Annotated in this window: 18 protein-coding genes and 1 tRNA gene; 9 read left to right on the top strand and 10 right to left on the bottom strand. The window is 56.7% G+C overall.

What is annotated here, in order from left to right:
- Positions 1-57: 57 nt before the first annotated feature.
- Positions 58-564, bottom strand: coding sequence for a DUF3231 family protein (locus PHU01S_RS06205; protein ID WP_048743895.1), 507 nt, complete (start codon positions 562-564; stop codon positions 58-60).
- A 165-nt stretch (positions 565-729) separates the two neighbouring features.
- Between PHU01S_RS06205 and PHU01S_RS27100 the strand changes: the two genes are divergently transcribed.
- Positions 730-951 carry a DUF6199 family natural product biosynthesis protein gene (locus PHU01S_RS27100; protein WP_048743823.1) on the top strand — a complete coding sequence of 74 codons (222 nt, stop codon included), beginning with the start codon at positions 730-732 and terminating at the stop codon, positions 949-951.
- A gap of 147 nt (positions 952-1,098) precedes the next feature.
- Here the strand turns inward: PHU01S_RS27100 and PHU01S_RS06195 are convergent.
- Positions 1,099-1,171, bottom strand: a tRNA-Val gene (locus PHU01S_RS06195).
- 208 nt (positions 1,172-1,379) lie between these two features.
- Between PHU01S_RS06195 and PHU01S_RS06190 the strand changes: the two genes are divergently transcribed.
- From PHU01S_RS06190 to PHU01S_RS06180, 3 genes are all read left to right on the top strand, one after another.
- On the top strand, positions 1,380-1,823 hold the full coding sequence (locus PHU01S_RS06190; protein WP_164762994.1) for a VanZ family protein: 444 nt from the start codon (positions 1,380-1,382) through the stop codon (positions 1,821-1,823).
- A 135-nt stretch (positions 1,824-1,958) separates the two neighbouring features.
- Positions 1,959-2,102: an aspartyl-phosphate phosphatase Spo0E family protein gene (locus PHU01S_RS27095; protein WP_021877166.1), complete on the top strand. Its 144-nt coding sequence runs from the start codon at positions 1,959-1,961 to the stop codon at positions 2,100-2,102.
- Between the two features lie 120 nt (positions 2,103-2,222).
- A complete protein-coding gene (locus PHU01S_RS06180; protein WP_127506694.1) occupies positions 2,223-2,456 on the top strand; it encodes a hypothetical protein in 234 nt (77 codons plus the stop codon).
- Positions 2,457-2,513: 57 nt separating this feature from the next.
- Here PHU01S_RS06180 and pstA read toward each other — a convergent pair whose 3' ends face one another.
- From pstA to PHU01S_RS06160, 4 genes are all read right to left on the bottom strand, one after another.
- The gene (gene pstA / locus PHU01S_RS06175; RefSeq protein ID WP_048743819.1) at positions 2,514-3,407 is read right to left on the bottom strand and encodes a phosphate ABC transporter permease PstA; all 894 of its coding nucleotides are present in this window, start codon (positions 3,405-3,407) and stop codon (positions 2,514-2,516) included.
- A 1-nt stretch (position 3,408) separates the two neighbouring features.
- Positions 3,409-4,341 (bottom strand): phosphate ABC transporter permease subunit PstC, encoded by a 933-nt coding sequence (pstC, locus tag PHU01S_RS06170; RefSeq protein ID WP_049867633.1) that lies wholly within the window; start codon positions 4,339-4,341, stop codon positions 3,409-3,411.
- A 98-nt stretch (positions 4,342-4,439) separates the two neighbouring features.
- Complete coding sequence (locus PHU01S_RS06165) at positions 4,440-5,300, bottom strand: phosphate ABC transporter substrate-binding protein (RefSeq protein ID WP_021877162.1); 861 nt, start codon at positions 5,298-5,300, stop codon at positions 4,440-4,442.
- A gap of 63 nt (positions 5,301-5,363) precedes the next feature.
- Entirely contained in the window at positions 5,364-6,734 is a 1,371-nt protein-coding gene (locus PHU01S_RS06160) for a TolB-like translocation protein (protein WP_127506691.1), read from the bottom strand.
- A 249-nt stretch (positions 6,735-6,983) separates the two neighbouring features.
- Here PHU01S_RS06160 and PHU01S_RS06155 point away from each other — a divergent pair, with 249 nt between their 5' ends.
- Both PHU01S_RS06155 and PHU01S_RS06150 read left to right on the top strand, forming a co-directional pair.
- Entirely contained in the window at positions 6,984-7,322 is a 339-nt protein-coding gene (locus tag PHU01S_RS06155; protein ID WP_048743816.1) for a L,D-transpeptidase, read from the top strand.
- 240 nt (positions 7,323-7,562) lie between these two features.
- A complete protein-coding gene (locus PHU01S_RS06150) occupies positions 7,563-8,489 on the top strand; it encodes an S-layer homology domain-containing protein (RefSeq protein WP_164762993.1) in 927 nt (308 codons plus the stop codon).
- On the opposite strand, the gene PHU01S_RS06145 is transcribed toward PHU01S_RS06150, so the two are convergent.
- Complete coding sequence (locus PHU01S_RS06145) at positions 8,452-9,267, bottom strand: SPL family radical SAM protein (RefSeq protein ID WP_048743811.1); 816 nt, start codon at positions 9,265-9,267, stop codon at positions 8,452-8,454. The genes PHU01S_RS06150 and PHU01S_RS06145 overlap by 38 nt on opposite strands.
- Positions 9,257-10,042, bottom strand: a complete 786-nt coding sequence (locus PHU01S_RS06140) for a uracil-DNA glycosylase (RefSeq protein ID WP_069202436.1) — start codon at positions 10,040-10,042, stop codon at positions 9,257-9,259. Before PHU01S_RS06140 ends, PHU01S_RS06145 begins: the two co-directional genes overlap by 11 nt.
- Before the next feature lie 111 nt (positions 10,043-10,153).
- Here PHU01S_RS06140 and PHU01S_RS06135 point away from each other — a divergent pair, with 111 nt between their 5' ends.
- Together PHU01S_RS06135 and PHU01S_RS06130 are read left to right on the top strand one after the other, a co-directional pair.
- Positions 10,154-10,423 carry a hypothetical protein gene (locus PHU01S_RS06135; protein WP_048743809.1) on the top strand — a complete coding sequence of 90 codons (270 nt, stop codon included), beginning with the start codon at positions 10,154-10,156 and terminating at the stop codon, positions 10,421-10,423.
- A 181-nt stretch (positions 10,424-10,604) separates the two neighbouring features.
- Positions 10,605-10,862, top strand: a complete 258-nt coding sequence (locus PHU01S_RS06130) for a hypothetical protein (protein ID WP_021877158.1) — start codon at positions 10,605-10,607, stop codon at positions 10,860-10,862.
- A gap of 70 nt (positions 10,863-10,932) precedes the next feature.
- On the opposite strand, the gene pdxR is transcribed toward PHU01S_RS06130, so the two are convergent.
- Entirely contained in the window at positions 10,933-12,369 is a 1,437-nt protein-coding gene (gene pdxR, locus PHU01S_RS06125) for a MocR-like pyridoxine biosynthesis transcription factor PdxR (protein WP_127506687.1), read from the bottom strand.
- 140 nt (positions 12,370-12,509) lie between these two features.
- Here pdxR and PHU01S_RS06120 point away from each other — a divergent pair, with 140 nt between their 5' ends.
- Positions 12,510-13,460 (top strand): DMT family transporter, encoded by a 951-nt coding sequence (locus tag PHU01S_RS06120; RefSeq protein WP_127506747.1) that lies wholly within the window; start codon positions 12,510-12,512, stop codon positions 13,458-13,460.
- A gap of 253 nt (positions 13,461-13,713) precedes the next feature.
- On the opposite strand, the gene PHU01S_RS06115 is transcribed toward PHU01S_RS06120, so the two are convergent.
- Entirely contained in the window at positions 13,714-13,914 is a 201-nt protein-coding gene (locus tag PHU01S_RS06115) for a YuzF family protein (RefSeq protein WP_307721784.1), read from the bottom strand.
- Between the last annotated feature and the right edge of the window lie 575 nt (positions 13,915-14,489).

Below are 14,489 nucleotides of genomic sequence, written 5' to 3'. Positions count from 1 at the left end.
AAGGCCGCAACAACAGCTGCGGCCTTTACCTCTTCTAGTGATTTTAGTGAAGCTTGCCTATTCGGGCCGTTTTACTTGAAGAGGCGGTGGAATCAGCCAGCCTTTTTCTTTATTCATTTCCAAGATTTTCACGCCATCGGCTGCTTTGACGGTGTGGTATTTCAAAAACAAAGCGCCGACGTCTTCACGAATGGACATTCCCATCGCCTGGCTGCAACTGACTAAGCCTGCAGCAATGTCCATCGACAATGCAGCTGCAATCTCTGGATCACTGAATCTTGCCCCGACGGGGATATCCTCCAGATTAACGGGAGGGCGCTCAGGAAGAGCAGGTGCAGGTGCGATGCCGTTTGCTGTCAATAAAACATCCACTTCTTTGGCTTCCTTCTTTGCCTGTTCGATAAGGTTTTCAAGTATTTTCCTCAGATCTTTGTCTCCAGCATGCGAAAGGAAGGCTTGATAGGCCGAGACCATTCCTTTCGCACCTACAGAGTAGGTCCAAATTGCAAATATCTCTCCGTAATGCAAGGGCTCATCTTTCGGGTTCCCGCCTAAAATAGACATTTCCATGCTCCTTTTTAGCAAATTGATATCGACGGTTAAGATGGTTCCCTCTGGATATAGCTTGTATGCATCCCTATCATCCCAGCTTTTAGCTGTCGTTTTCGAATCGTTCGGCATCAACATGGCAACAAATTTCCATTTACCGCGTAGTTATTAACAAAGGAGATGATTCGGGTGGGGTATCTTTTAGGCGGCTTATTTTTACTGGGGTTGGGAATCGTAAACGTCATTTATCCTTCGTTTGCTTGGTACATAAGAGAGGGATGGAAAGTAGACGGGGATTCAGAGCCAAGCGACATGTATCTCGCTCTCTCCAAAGCAGGTGGCGTGGCAATTATCCTCTTCGGATCCATATTTCTGCTTATTGGATTTGCCTACTTATTATAAGATCCGCCTGGCCTTACGCAGGCTGTCATCACGCTGACCCTCTGCGGCCGGTCCGGCAAGCAGCACGCAGCATAGCTCGCACTAAATTCAGTACGCTAATTCTCCGTAGAAAGCAAAAAACCCTTGCTCCGCAAGGGTTTTTCAGTATGATCTGTAGTGGGCTCGAACCACTGACCCCCACCCTGTCAAGATGGTGCTCTCCCAGCTGAGCTAACAGATCATGTTAAGTATTTCTCTTTTGTTTTTCGACCTCGTCTCGAGGACAGTTATTAATATATCAAAACCCCAGATCACAGTCAACACTTTTTCTAGATATTTTTATTTTTCTTTTAGGGAGCGTTTACATCTTCTCTCCACCGAAACCATTGCCCCTTCCGTGTCGTCAGCATTTACAAAATGGAAGTTTTTTCATGGGGGGCTTGCTCGATATGATTTCGAAACGTACAAGGGCGGCCGCGGCCCTGCTTTGGGCTCTTGTGCTGCTGATCTTTACCGGCACCGAAAACCTCAACAATCTGCTCTTGCACAAGCAGCTCGTCTTTGTCTTCAATCCCCACCCGGATTTCGGCGAATTTTTCAACTGGGCCGACGTTACCCGCATTCATCACGTCTGGGTCATCGTCAAGCTGGGCCATTTCATCGGCTTCGGCATTCTTGATCTGCTCGTATACAACTGGCTGCGCAACCGGCCCGTCTCGCTTCTTGTGTCCATTTTGTTCGCCTTGGCGACTGAAATCCTGCAGCTATATCTGAACCGCGACGGCCGCCTTTACGATGTGCTCATTGATTCCTTTGGAGCCCTGACAGCCGGACTCGTCTCCCGCTCTCTATTCCGACTGCATCCGATCTCTGCACCAATAAAAAAGCAATAGTCATATTCAATCAACATTCTGTTTCAAAGCAATTAGATCGGTTAATATTGAATATGCGATATGTTAAATTTTAGGTATAAATTTGTCCGTAAGTTCGACATCTTATTGATCTTTTAATGAATAGGAGAATGAATAATGTCGAATAAACATGAAATCATGAGAAATATCGAAATATTGAGAGAAATTTTGAACAAAACGGCTACGGGAAAATCCGGATACAATTTGGAGCTTAGCCAACGCCTGGATGAATTGATTGTTTCCTATTATAAAGCCGGGTAAACGGTCCCGTTATCGTCATATAGTTGTATTTTTATCAGCAGCTGGCAAAGAACTCTTCTATCCGGGATCTTTTTGTGATACGATTTGTATCATTAAAAGATCCTTGCTTAGGAGCTGCCCATGCTGCTGTTTCGTATGCTCACCACTCACGCCCATTTTGAAGCGGCCCTTGCGGCCAAAGCTTCCGTCGCCGTATACCGCAACGGCAGACTTTTGGAGCCCGGCGCTCCTTTGCAGCTGTTCAATGAGCATACCGTCAAGATCCGGGGGAACTATTATTTCCGGGACGAATGCCAGTTCGAGAGCTGCCAGCAGGTACGGCCCGCTTCCTCGGAGGCATCCGAAACCGGTTGAGCTTCCGGCCGGCACAAATAACCGCCTCCTGCCGGAGGCGGTTATTATCGTATAAACTCAAGCCTGTTTTTTCCGGTCGACCAGCCACAGCGGAATTCTCAGCACCATGTTGATGAGAAGCACCACGATGAGCAGGACAGCCGCAGACTTGCTTGCGATCTCGGCCGCATCCGGAACGATAGCCTCCGACTGTACATACCAGAGATGCACGGCAAGAGTCGCTCCGGGAGACAACGGATCGAAATCCCACATGATGCCGGAGGTCGATACGCCTGCCACAAGGACGATTACGGCGCTTTCGCCGAATGCCCTGCCCGCCGTCAGGCAAATGCCGGTCATGATGCCGTTCAGAGCGACCGGAAGACATACCTTGAAGATGGTCTGGGTATGCGTCGCCCCGAGTGCGAGCGAACCCTGCTTGTATTCCGGCGGAACGGAGCGCATCGCCTCTTCCGTCACCCTTGTCAGGAGCGGCAGATTGAGCAGCGCCAGGCTGATCGCTCCGCCAAGGATGGTCAGACCGATTCCCATTCCCTCGACGAACAGGGCGATGCCGAACAGCCCGAAAATCAACGAGGGCACGGAGGCTAGCCCCTCCACGCAAATCCGCACGAATCCGATCAGCTTGTTGTCCGGGGCGAATTCGGCCAGATAGATGCCTGCCGCGAGCCCGAGCGGGATGGAGATGGCGAGCGACAGGATCAGAATATAGAAGGAGTTGAACAGCGCCGGCCCAATGCCGCCTCCGGCATCGATCTCGCTCGGCAGCCCGAAGATGAAGCTCCAGCTGAGGCCGGGCATGCCCTTTTCCAGAATCATGGCGATCAGAGCAAGCGTAAACAGCGTGCAGCCGATGCCGACGGCCCACACGAGAGCGGTGAACATCCGGTCCGATCTGCGCTTGCGCCTGACCTGCCTGCGGTCCGACATTCCAGTTGCGGACATGCTCATCCTAATTCTCCCCTTTCTTCTGCAGCAGGCGCACGACCGCGATCATCAGCAGCGAGATGGCCAGCAGCAGGAAGCCCATCATGTAGAGGGCGTTGTTCCAGGTCGAATCGAAGGGCACGTTCGGCATCTGCATGACGATGTTGCTCGTCAGCACGGATGTCGGCTTCAGCAGGCTGTCGGCCAGCTGCGGCGTGTTGCCGATGACCATGACGACGGCCATCGTCTCGCCGATGGCGCGGGCCATGCCGAGAATGCACGCCTGGACGATGCCGCGGCTCGCAGCGGGCAGGATGACGCCGGTCACGGTCTGAAAGCGGGTCGCTCCCAGAGCGTACGAGCCCTGAATATATTTGCGGGGAACGGTGCGGATCGCATCGTCGCTGATGCGGGTTATGGTCGGCAGGATCATGATGGCCAGCACCAGCGAGGCCGCCAGCACCCCATCCCCGAGATTGCTCCCCGTCACGGTGCGCAGCGCCGGAATGAGCAGCGTAAGCCCCATGTATCCGTAGACGACGGATGGGATGCCGACGAGCAGATCCAGGATCGGACGGATTACCCGGGCCAGTCTGGACGGAGCGAGCTCGGCAAGGAACAATGCCGCCAGAATAGATATAGGCACCGCGATCGCCAGCGTAAGGGCGGTAACCATGAAGGTGCCCGCGATGAAGACGAGCGCTCCGTACTTGTCGTTCTCCGGTTCCCACTCGGCGGACAGGAAAAACTCCCGCAAGGAGACGCTTTGGAAGGTCAACACGCCGGTGCGGAACATGAAGAAGAGCATCGTCAGCAGGACGCCGCTCACGAGTACAGCCGCTGCCGCGCACAGTATGCGGAAGGAGCGATGGGCAAGCCGCAGACGCATCCTGCGACCGATGCCTGCAGGCACTCCGCCGGATTGCTGCCGGGCGGGTGCGGAAATGGATTTGCTCATAGGAAGGGCCGGTCCTTTCTGGCCGTATAATGGATGCCCAAAAGCCGAGCTTCAGCTCGGCTCCGGACTTTGTTCAAGAATCGAAGAGAGGATGAATCTTATTTCATGGCCGTAAGCGGAATGAATTTAAGCTTTTTCAGCGAGCCGTTCTGGAACTTCGCGCTTTGGATGTACTCGATGAATGCTTTCGTCGCGCCTGTAGGCTGGCCTTTGGTCATGAAGTAGCCGTAGCTCCATACTTTGTAGCTTCCGTTGATGACGTTGTCGGTCGTAGGAGCGACGTTGTCGATTTTCAGAGCCGTCATTTTGTCCGTCACGTATACAAGGTCGATGTATCCGATGGAGTTGGGAGTCGTTTCGATGGCGGTTTTCATGTCGCCGCTCGATTTGACTTCTTTGTAATTGTCGCCTTTGGTGATGAAGTCCGTGCCTTGCAGGGCTTTCATCTGGAAGTTGACGCGCGTGCCGGAACCGAATGCACGGTTGACGACGACGATGTCGGCATCCTTGCCGCCTACGTCTTTCCAGTTTTTCACTTTGCCGGAGAAGATGTCCTGCAGCTGCTTGGTCGTCAGTCCGCTTACGCCTGCGCTCTTGTTGGCGATCGCTGCGAAGGGAATGACCGCTACCTTGTTCGCTACCTGGCCGTCGAATTTGCTGAAGCCCGGAACGTCCGTGGAAGCGTCCCAGTCGCAGGCGCCGATGTCGGCGATGCCTTTGCGCACGGCTTGCGGACCCGTTACGGAGCCTGCTGCCGATGCGGAGATGCGGACTTTCGGATTCAGCTTTTTGAATTCATTGGAGGCTTGAAGCGTCAGCGGAAGCAGAGCGGAGGATCCGTTGACGACGATTTTGCCGCTCAGCTTGGAGGCTGCGGCCGTAGCCGCGCCGCCGCCTGCCGCACCAAGCAGAAGTGTTGCCGCGAGTGTAAGAGTCGTAAGTTTTCCATACCATTTCATTGTGTAAAATCTCCTCTCGTATTGGGGGAATGTTCCGAATAAGGCCTCTTCAGACCGAAACGATTATTTCGTCAGGGAAATCCATTTGCCGCCGCTCAGCACTTGAAGCTTGCCGTCCGCGATAAGAGCCGCCTTGCTGCCGTCTTTGGAAAGAGCAAGATTGCTCGCGCCTTCCGGAGCGTCGGCGAGCTTGCTCACGCTGCCCGACTCCTCGTTGAGCACATAGACGGAACGGTCTGTCAGGATGCCGACATAGGAACCGGCCTGCACAGCTTCCTGCACGTCCTCCTTGTCGAACGCGACGGCTTGTCCGGCTGCCGTGGCGGAGGCCAGCTTGGAATTCGAGCCTTCGTCTCCAGCTTGCACATAGTAGACTTTGCCGGCCGCGGAACGCTGGATGAACAGCTTGCCGTCGTCGGATTTGGTCACCTGCACCGGCTTCGCATCGCTCTTGCTCAGATCGAGATCGAACAGCTGCGGGTTCGTCTGGGAATCGTCGATGGAGACATCGTCGAGATCGACCGCCTTGGAAGCGTCAGCCGTCACCGTGCCGGCCTTAACGACGGAGTAGGACAGGCCGCCGGCCGTTACGGACAGATCGCCTTTGTACTCGACTTTGTCGTCCAGCACTTTGCTGACGGCTCCCGTCGCCACGTCGGCTGCCGCGATGACATTCGTCTTGTCGCCTTGCAGGAAGTAGATCGACTTGCCGTCAGCAGACCATTGCAGATTGCTCTTGATCGAAGTGTCCGTGCCGATCTTGGCCATGCGGAGGGTGCTCAGGTCGACCGTGCGGAGCGTGCCGTCCGTTTCGGAGAAAGCGACTTTTCCGCCGTCCGGGGACACGACGAGATCCGAAGCGCCGCTCGAGCTCAGCAGCTGGCTGTATGCGCCCGTGGTGGCATCGACCAAGTAGTCGGTGCGTCCGCTTTCGTCCGATACGGAGACGATCAGGCGGCCGTCGCCGGCCCATTGAGCCGTTTCCGCGCCTTCAAGCAGCTGCAGCGTCTGGATGCTGATGCCGCTGCCGTCGAGCAGCGAATAGCTTCCGCCGAGAGCTTGCACATACGAGGCTCCGTCGACGTAGTTCGCTTGCTTCCACGACTGCACCACTTGACCGAAAGCCGTTCCGTCTTCATTCAGAGGCTTGGAACCGGCTTTGACCAGAACGGAATGCTCGCCAAGCGTAATGCGGATTCCCGCACCTTCCGGCATGATTTCCACTTCGGCGCCGAGCGCCTTGGCTGCGTCCGATAACGAGACGAGCTGCTGCCCGTTCAGAACGAGCGTGCGGATTTCGGAGGATTGGCCGTTGACGGTCCATTGAAGCTTTCCCGTGCTTGGTTGCGATGCGGCAGCTTGAACGGCTCCTGCGGATGCTGTGCCGAGCACAGCGGTAAGTACGACTGCGGCTAACTTGGATCCCGTGGACATAGTTCGATGCTCACCCTTCTTCGCGACGATTGTCGCCTGTAATGTATGACCGACGGCCCAGTCGGCTTGTTGTTCGGGCCTGTCACACCTCTGGCTGTTGAAGCCGTATGTATGACTAATGTCCTGTACAACCTCATCCTAACAACGGATTGTTTAGGGAATATTTTGGCAATGTGGATCTATTGTAAAGAAAACTCCGTACAGAGACTTGCCGGAGCGGAATATACTGGTTCCAAAGGAGTGAATGCCATGGCCAGCTACCGCATCATCGTGGACCTGTCCGACCGGGCCTTGTATCTGCTCGACGGGGATACCGTTGTCCGCCAATACCCCATCGCCGTCGGCAAGGTGCTCACCTCCACTCCCGAGGGAGAATACCGGATCATCAACAAGCAGGAAAATCCGGGCGGCCCGTTCGGGGTGCTCTGGATGGGGCTGTCCCGGCCGCATTACGGCATCCACGGCACGAACGATCCCTCCTCCATCGGAAAAGCCGTCTCGCACGGCTGCATCCGGATGTACAACGAGGATGTGCTCGCCCTCTCCGCGATGGCGCCTGTCGGGACGCGCGTGACGATCCGTTCCTGAGCGGAAGAACGCAACATCCACTCTGATTTCTGCGTCTGTATGGGTGAGTGTGGGAATACTTCCCTTATGGAGGCGATGGAATTGAAAGAGCACCGCAAACCGGCTTCGCCGGCACATCCGGCGAATGCAGATTCCGTAAAAGATAGAGGCCATGATCATGAAAAAAGCCTGCGGATGCGAAAAAGGCCGCTTTTGGCCGGCGCCCTTGCCTGCGCCTTGCTGCTTGGATGCGTGCCTGTGGTGTCGGCATTCACAGATATCGACCATGATCCCCATGCGGCGGCGATCCGGCAGCTGGAGCAATCCGGCATTGTCGGAGGATCCGGCAGCGGGCAGTTCAAGCCGCAGGAGAAGCTCAGCTACGCCGAAGCCGTGTCGCTCGTCGTCAAGGCTTTCGGATTCAATCTGGACAGGCTGCGCTTCATCCGCGAGCCGCTGGCCAGCCAGTATTTCCCTGGCATGAACGATAAGGCCTGGTACGCCTCCCCGTTTCTCGCCGTAGCCGCGAACGGCGTGCAGTTCCCCAAGGACATGAGTCCGGGAGCATCCGTAACGCGCGAGCAGTTCGCCGATCTGGTCGCCCAGGGCATCCATCATTCGGGCGACTACTCCTTCACCCAGCAAGCGGTTGTGTTCAAGGACGAGAGCGCCGTAGCCGAGCCTTACCGGGCAAGCGTGCAGATGCTTCTCAAGCTCGGCATCGCCAAGCTGGATGATGGGAAGGAATTCAAGCCGAAAACGGCCGCAACTCGAAGCGAGGCGGCCGCATGGATCAATGGAGGGGTGACTTTTGTGGACAAAATGAATGAAGACAATGGAAGCGTGCAAAACCCTGCTCCTTCGGTATCGCCGCTGCAGGAGCTGGCCTTGACGGCCAGCAAGCTCAGCGACAAGGTGCAGGAGGTGAAGGTCACGGCGCAGGCGCCCAATCCGGGTTACGGCCTCGTCATTACCGGCATCGAATTTTCCGGCACCAAAGCCATCCTCTCCGTGGAGGTCGTCCCGCCGAAGCCGGGGCAGATGAACCCGCAAGTCATTACCGAGGTATCGGCCGTTACGTACATCGGCTCCTCCTATACGCCAGAGCTTCGGCAGACGCAGGATGAAGGCGGCATAACGGCCCGTCCGTTCAAGGGAGGAATCCTTCCTGGGAAAAATGCGCGTTGACGCCGGGATATCGTCTGATTAACCTTTCATAGAACCGGTCCGCGGCGGCCGGCGCATAATCGGATTCCAGCCCCAGGCTGCGGTACAGCTCCCGCATGCCGAGCTGCTCCGAGCGCCGGCCGCCGCTGCCGTCCCCGCGGTGAAAATCGTCGACGACGATTCTGGCGCCGGATTCGGCTAGCCTGCGCGCGAATTCGGACGTATGCGGCAGCAGCGGAGACACAGCCGCCTGTACAGGCACGCCGGCTTCACGCAGGGCATGCAGCGCCTTCCACCTCGCGGCAAGCGGCGGAGCCGAGGGCGAGAAGCGCCTCCGCATCGTCTCGTCATCCGTTTCAATCGTCAGGCTGACTCGAATCCTATCGCCGAATTCAGCGAACAGAGCGGCATCTCTCGTCACAAGAGGGCTCCGGGTCTGCAGCAGCACGAACCCGGGCGGCCGCTCAAGCATCAGCTCAAGAAGCCGCCCGGTGAGCTTGTGCTCGGCCTCCGCGGGCTGATAGGGATCTGTCGCCGAGCCGAAAAAGACGCTGACCGCTCCTTTGGCGGACTCTCTTGCCCACTCCCGGCGGAACGCCGCTTCGTCCAGCTGCTTGACGTCCACCCAGCTGCCCCACGGCTCGCCCCGGAACAGCCCGACCGGCATGCGGCGGACATAACAGTAGCTGCATGCGAAGCTGCAGCCGCTGTACGGATTCAAGGTATGGCTGTAGCCGGCGAGGTAGCCGCCTGCGGGATTCAGCCAGCGCGAGGGCTTGCGTCCCTGACTAACGGCCATCCTGCGCCCTCCCCCGCGCTGAGGCCTCTGCCTTCCGCTCCGATCCGGAGGCGCCGAGCGTTGCCGAGCGCTTCCCGTCGCCGAGGCCGTCCGCATCCAGGGAAGATGTCCGGCACCAGTCGATCGGCGTCATGCCGTTTTGAAGCAGGAAATCGTTCGCCCTCGAGAAAGGCCGGCTGCCCAGGAACCCTCTGTGCGCCGAAAACGGGCTCGGATGCGGGGAAGCGATCAGCAGATGCCGGCTTCCGTCGAGGAAGGAAGCTTTCTCCTGGGCATGCCTGCCCCAGAGAATGAAGACAGCCGGACGCTCCCTCTCTCCGATCAGGCGGACGATGCGGTCGGTGAACCTCTCCCAGCCAAGTCCCTGATGCGAGGCCGCTTGTCCGCGCCGGACGGTCAATACGTTGTTCAGCAGCAGCACTCCCTGGCTCGCCCAGCCCCGGAGATCGCCGGATTCCGGCTCGGCACAGCCGACATCCTCCTTCAGCTCCTTGTAGATGTTTTTCAGGGAAGGCGGAATGCGGACACCCGGCTGGACCGAGAAGCTGAGGCCGTGAGCCTGTCCGGGACCGTGATACGGATCCTGACCGAGAATCACCACCTTGACGTCCGCCAGAGACGTATAATGAAGAGCGTTGAAAATATCGTGCATGCCTGGATAGACGGTCTCGGTGCGGTATTCCTCTGCAAGCTTGCTGCGAAGCTCTTTATAATAGGGAAGAGTCATCTCCTCCTGCAGCAGTCCGTCCCAATCGTTGCTGAAATATGCGGCCATGCAAGCCCCTCCTCCATGACGGGATCGACCCGCTGTAATTTGACAATGATAGCTGTAGAAAGTAAGATAAATCAAGCGTATATATGAAAGAAAGAAGCAGGTGATTGTACCTTGAGTTACCGTCCGATCGTTACCGGCAGCAAGCTTGCGGAGCGCAATGACTCCACGGGGCTGTACCAGGTTGTCGTGAAGCTCAAAGACGGGGGCGAATGCCGTCTGTTCTACAGTCCGCTGGGAACCAAAATCAACCGTCTGCAAACGACCCCGTGTCCGGTGTGCCGCAGGGATTACTACTGCAGCTGCATGGACAACTTCGTTGAAGAGATCTCCGGTCAGGTCGACCTGGAAGAACTGAAGGCCGCTCAGCCGGCATCCAAGTAAGAGCCCCTCGGAGGCTCTTTTTTCTTTCTCTTTTTTTCTCCATTCCTATTGCGGCAAGCGGCATGGAAAGCTTACCCCGAAGGCGGCTCCTCGAAAACATCGTTTCCAATTTCGGGAAATGGTTTAATTCCATTAAAAACTTGCCGATATAGGAAAAAAGGGAACGAAAGGAGAGCGGAAAATGCGCGCGATGATGGTTGCGGGCTGGATCGTGGCTCCATTTCTCATGCTGCCGGCGCTGTGGAGGAAACTTCCCGGGTCGGCAAAAGCTTGGGGCGGCCTTTGGACGGCCGTGCTTCTGGCTGTGCTCGCAGCCACTCTCTTATCCGCCTCTTCCGGAGGCAATCCGGCACAGAAAGTGCAGGCCAAGGCCATACGCGCCCAAGCGGAGCAAGCCGTGCCCGGCAGCGCCGTTCCGGTGAAGGACGGCAGCAAATGATAGTGGAGCCCATGAACGTTTTCCTTTGGAGGAAAACGGCCGTGGGCTTTTTTTCAACGGGAAGCCCTGCTTAAATCCTCGCCTGCCCGCTCATCCACCGAGCCAGAAAAGCATGCAAAATACGTACCTGCTCCTCGATCCGCGCGGGATCCAGATGGCCGTACCCGAGCAGCAGCTTGCTCCGGAAGCCGTTCTCTCCATCCTCCCCGTCATGGCAATACTCGATCAAAGGATACGCACGCACGCCTGCCTCCAGGCTCTCCGCCGCAAACGTCTTCCCGCATTGCAATCCCGCAACCTCCAGAACGAGATGCAGGCCCGAGGCGTCGCCCTGACAGCTTGCGCCGCTGCCGAAAACCCTGTCGATCGCGCTTAAAAGAAGACGGCGCTTCTCGCCGTACTCCCGCCGCATCAGACGCATATGCTTGTCCATCCTTCTGCTGCGCAGGAACTCGGCCAGCGCGGCTTGCTCGAGCATCGGATTCTGGACGCCGGCGAACGTGCGCCTCCTGCTCCACTCCTCATGAAGAGGCTCCGGCAGGATGACGAAGCCGATCCGCAGGGCGGGAAACAGCGTTTTGCTGAATGTGCCCGCATAAATCGTCCTCGAACTGTCCATGGAATAGATCGGGCTCACAGGAGCTCCCGAATACCGGAACTCGCTGTCGTAGTCGTCTTCGACAATGTAGAAGCCATGCTCCTCGGCCATGCGGATCAGAGCGGCTCTGCGGCTGGCCGGCAGGATGCCTCCCAGCGGAAACTGATGCGAAGGAGTCACGCAGACGGCCGATACCCGCTCTCCATCCAGAGAGTCGACATCCGCTCCCGCCCCGTCCGCCTTCAGCCAGCGGCAAGAATATCCCTTATCCATCATGATCGTCGAGGTGGATGGATGGGACGGATTCTCCACAACGAAGCTGCAGCCGTCCTTATGAAGCAGATCCGCCAGAATGTGAAGCGCTTGAGTCGTTCCCGCGGTGATGAAAATATGACGAGGATCCACCTTCACTCCCCTGCTGCGGAGCATCCAGGCGGCAATCTCCGTACAGAGCGGCTCATGCCCCTTGGGCCCGCTGTAGCCGAGCAGCTCCGGTGTCATGCCTTCGGCGGCCTTCCGGAGCAGCTGGTTCCACGCCGTCCAAGGAAACCGGGACAGATCCGGCTGGCCGGTTTTGAAGTCGGCCAGGAGCGGCGGGGCCAGGGACTGGAGCCCGCCCCTCTGTGCCTGCCCATCGCCGGAATCGGCAGCGGACGGGCTCAGCCGCAGCCCGTCCGCCACTCGAGTGGCGGCGCCGGGACGGCTCACGACAAATCCTTCGGTGAGAAGCATATCATACCCTTCGGTGACGGTATTGCGGGATACGCCGAGAAGCTTCGCCATTTCCCTCGTCGAGGGCAGCTCCTCCCCTTGCGCGATCTCTCCACTCAGAATTATATCCTTGAGCGCCAGAAACAGCTGCCTGGACATCGGCACCTCTTGACCCGGCTGCAGCCGGATTCCCCACATCGATAATCGCCTCCAACTGGATCTCTATGATTGCACTTGAACTGGATCTTCCATAAGTCCAGTTTACTCTTATACTTGATTTCATGGCAATCGACATTGACAGGAAAGGATCGTGAAGCGTGGGCATTCAAATCGGTAAAATGTATTTGTTTTTCGCTTTTGCCTTGGCGGGCACTTCGGTCGTCACCGCCCGGCTGCTGTCGGCTTCGCTCGGCATGTTCACCATCTCTTCGGTGAGCTTGGCCATTTTGCTCTTAGGATTGGCTCCTATTTATGCCTCGCGGGCCGTGCGGACCATCCGATCCATGCATAGGCAAGATTGGAAGGCTGTCTGGCTCCAAGCGGTTTTCGGCATTTTCGGGTTCCGCACCTTCCTTCTGCTGGGCTTGACGATGACAAGCTCCGGCGAAGCGGGGATTTTGACCGGCGCCGCTCCGGCTCTCACTGCTTGCCTCGCTTATTTCGTCCTCCGGGAGCCGCTGACGGCCAAGGCCGGACTTGGAGTCGGCTGCACAGCGGCAGGAATCGCGCTGCTGCAGGGAATGAGCTTAGGAGGCAACGGCTTTCCCTTGGGCCATTTGGCCGGCAACCTGCTCATCCTCTGCGCCGTCTCCTGCGAAGCCATCTTCAATGTGCTGTCCCGCAAATCCCGCTCGAATGGAGGCTCGTCCGGAGCGATGGCAGACGCCCATCCCATGGTTCAGACGCTGCTGGTAGGCGCCGCCGCGCTGGCCTTGTGCGCGGTCCCCGCCATGCTTGAGCATCCGGTGCCGTCGCTTGGCTATATCGGGTCTCGAGAATGGCTGGCGCTCGCCTGGTATGGACTGGCGATAACCGCCTTGTCCTACGGCTGCTTCTATGCGGGCATCAAGCGCTGCGACGTGTACACCACCGCCGCTTATGCCGGCTGGATGCCTTTGACGTCCCTGCTCCTGTCCATGCTCCTATTGGGAGAGAAGCCGCCGGTCGTCCAGTGGCTGGGCGGAGCGCTCGTCATCGGAGGCATGCTGCTGATCGGCAGCAGAACTGCTCATGCCGCAGATATCAAAAATTCGACCGTAGGGCAGACCGAAAAAACTACTAGCCTGTAAACCACCCTGGGCAAACTCCCTGCCTGCTTCAAGGGTAAAGTTCCATTTGTGTTCACATCGCAAGCCGGCTGCCAGCTCAAGCGCGGCGGTTCCGTTACGCTGCCGCCCGTACGTTCGGGACGTTCTATCGGCAAATGAGACGCCAGTCCTCTTCTTATCGATTCGATTCGGATTGAAAGCCATTCAAGACTTGAAAAAACAAGCCTTGTCCAACATAAAAGGAGCTGCGATGCGCAGCTCCCGAGCCTGATCCTTATTCCGGCATGATCCAGACGATTTCGGCAATCCGGATAAAAGCGGTTTTTTCATGGAGCTGCAGGATGACATGATCGGGCTTGACGCCTGCGACCGTCCCTTCGATACGGCCCCTGGTCGTTTCAATGATGACGCATTTTCCTTTGACGGACATAAGCGTTTCCACGACATATGGATTGACGGGAAAAACCGTGTGCATAGGGCTTGTGGCTTGAGGGGATACCTGCTGAGGCATTTGATAATACAAACTCTTCACTCCCATTAGGTTGATACGGCAGTATATGCAGCAGCCTAGCGGAGGTTAATGGATTTTGCCAAAATTGCCTTTTGGGCTGCTCGAGAGCAGCTCTCTATCCTGCTCGTACCGAAAGGTACCTGTGCAACAAAAACCTCCTTTCACAGAGTGAAAGGAGGTTTTCAACGAGGTTTGCGTTTTTAATGAGTTGCACGCAAAGCAGGACATTTAATCGCTGATCCGCTAGTTCGGCAACAAGACCGAATCTCAGCCGATAAGAAGTGCCGAGGACGGGGATCGAACCCGTATGGTAGTCACCTACCGCAGGATTTTAAGTCCTGAACCGGCCTCTAGAATCCTAATTTTACACTAGGAAAACCGAACACAAATCCTTTAACCATGCGGGTTAAAGGTATTTTTTGAAGTGCCTGAAGGATTTATGTTAGCAAAGATGTTAGCAAACTTAAACTATTTCGCTGCTACGCTCGAGTGTGCCGAAACGCTCAGGAAAGGATAAGTATGACCAATAAAATGATGAA

It is taken from the genome of Paenibacillus humicus NBRC 102415, assembly GCF_004000905.1.
Lineage (GTDB): Bacteria > Bacillota > Bacilli > Paenibacillales > Paenibacillaceae > Paenibacillus_O > Paenibacillus_O humicus.
This window is presented reverse-complemented; position numbering and strand designations above follow the sequence as displayed.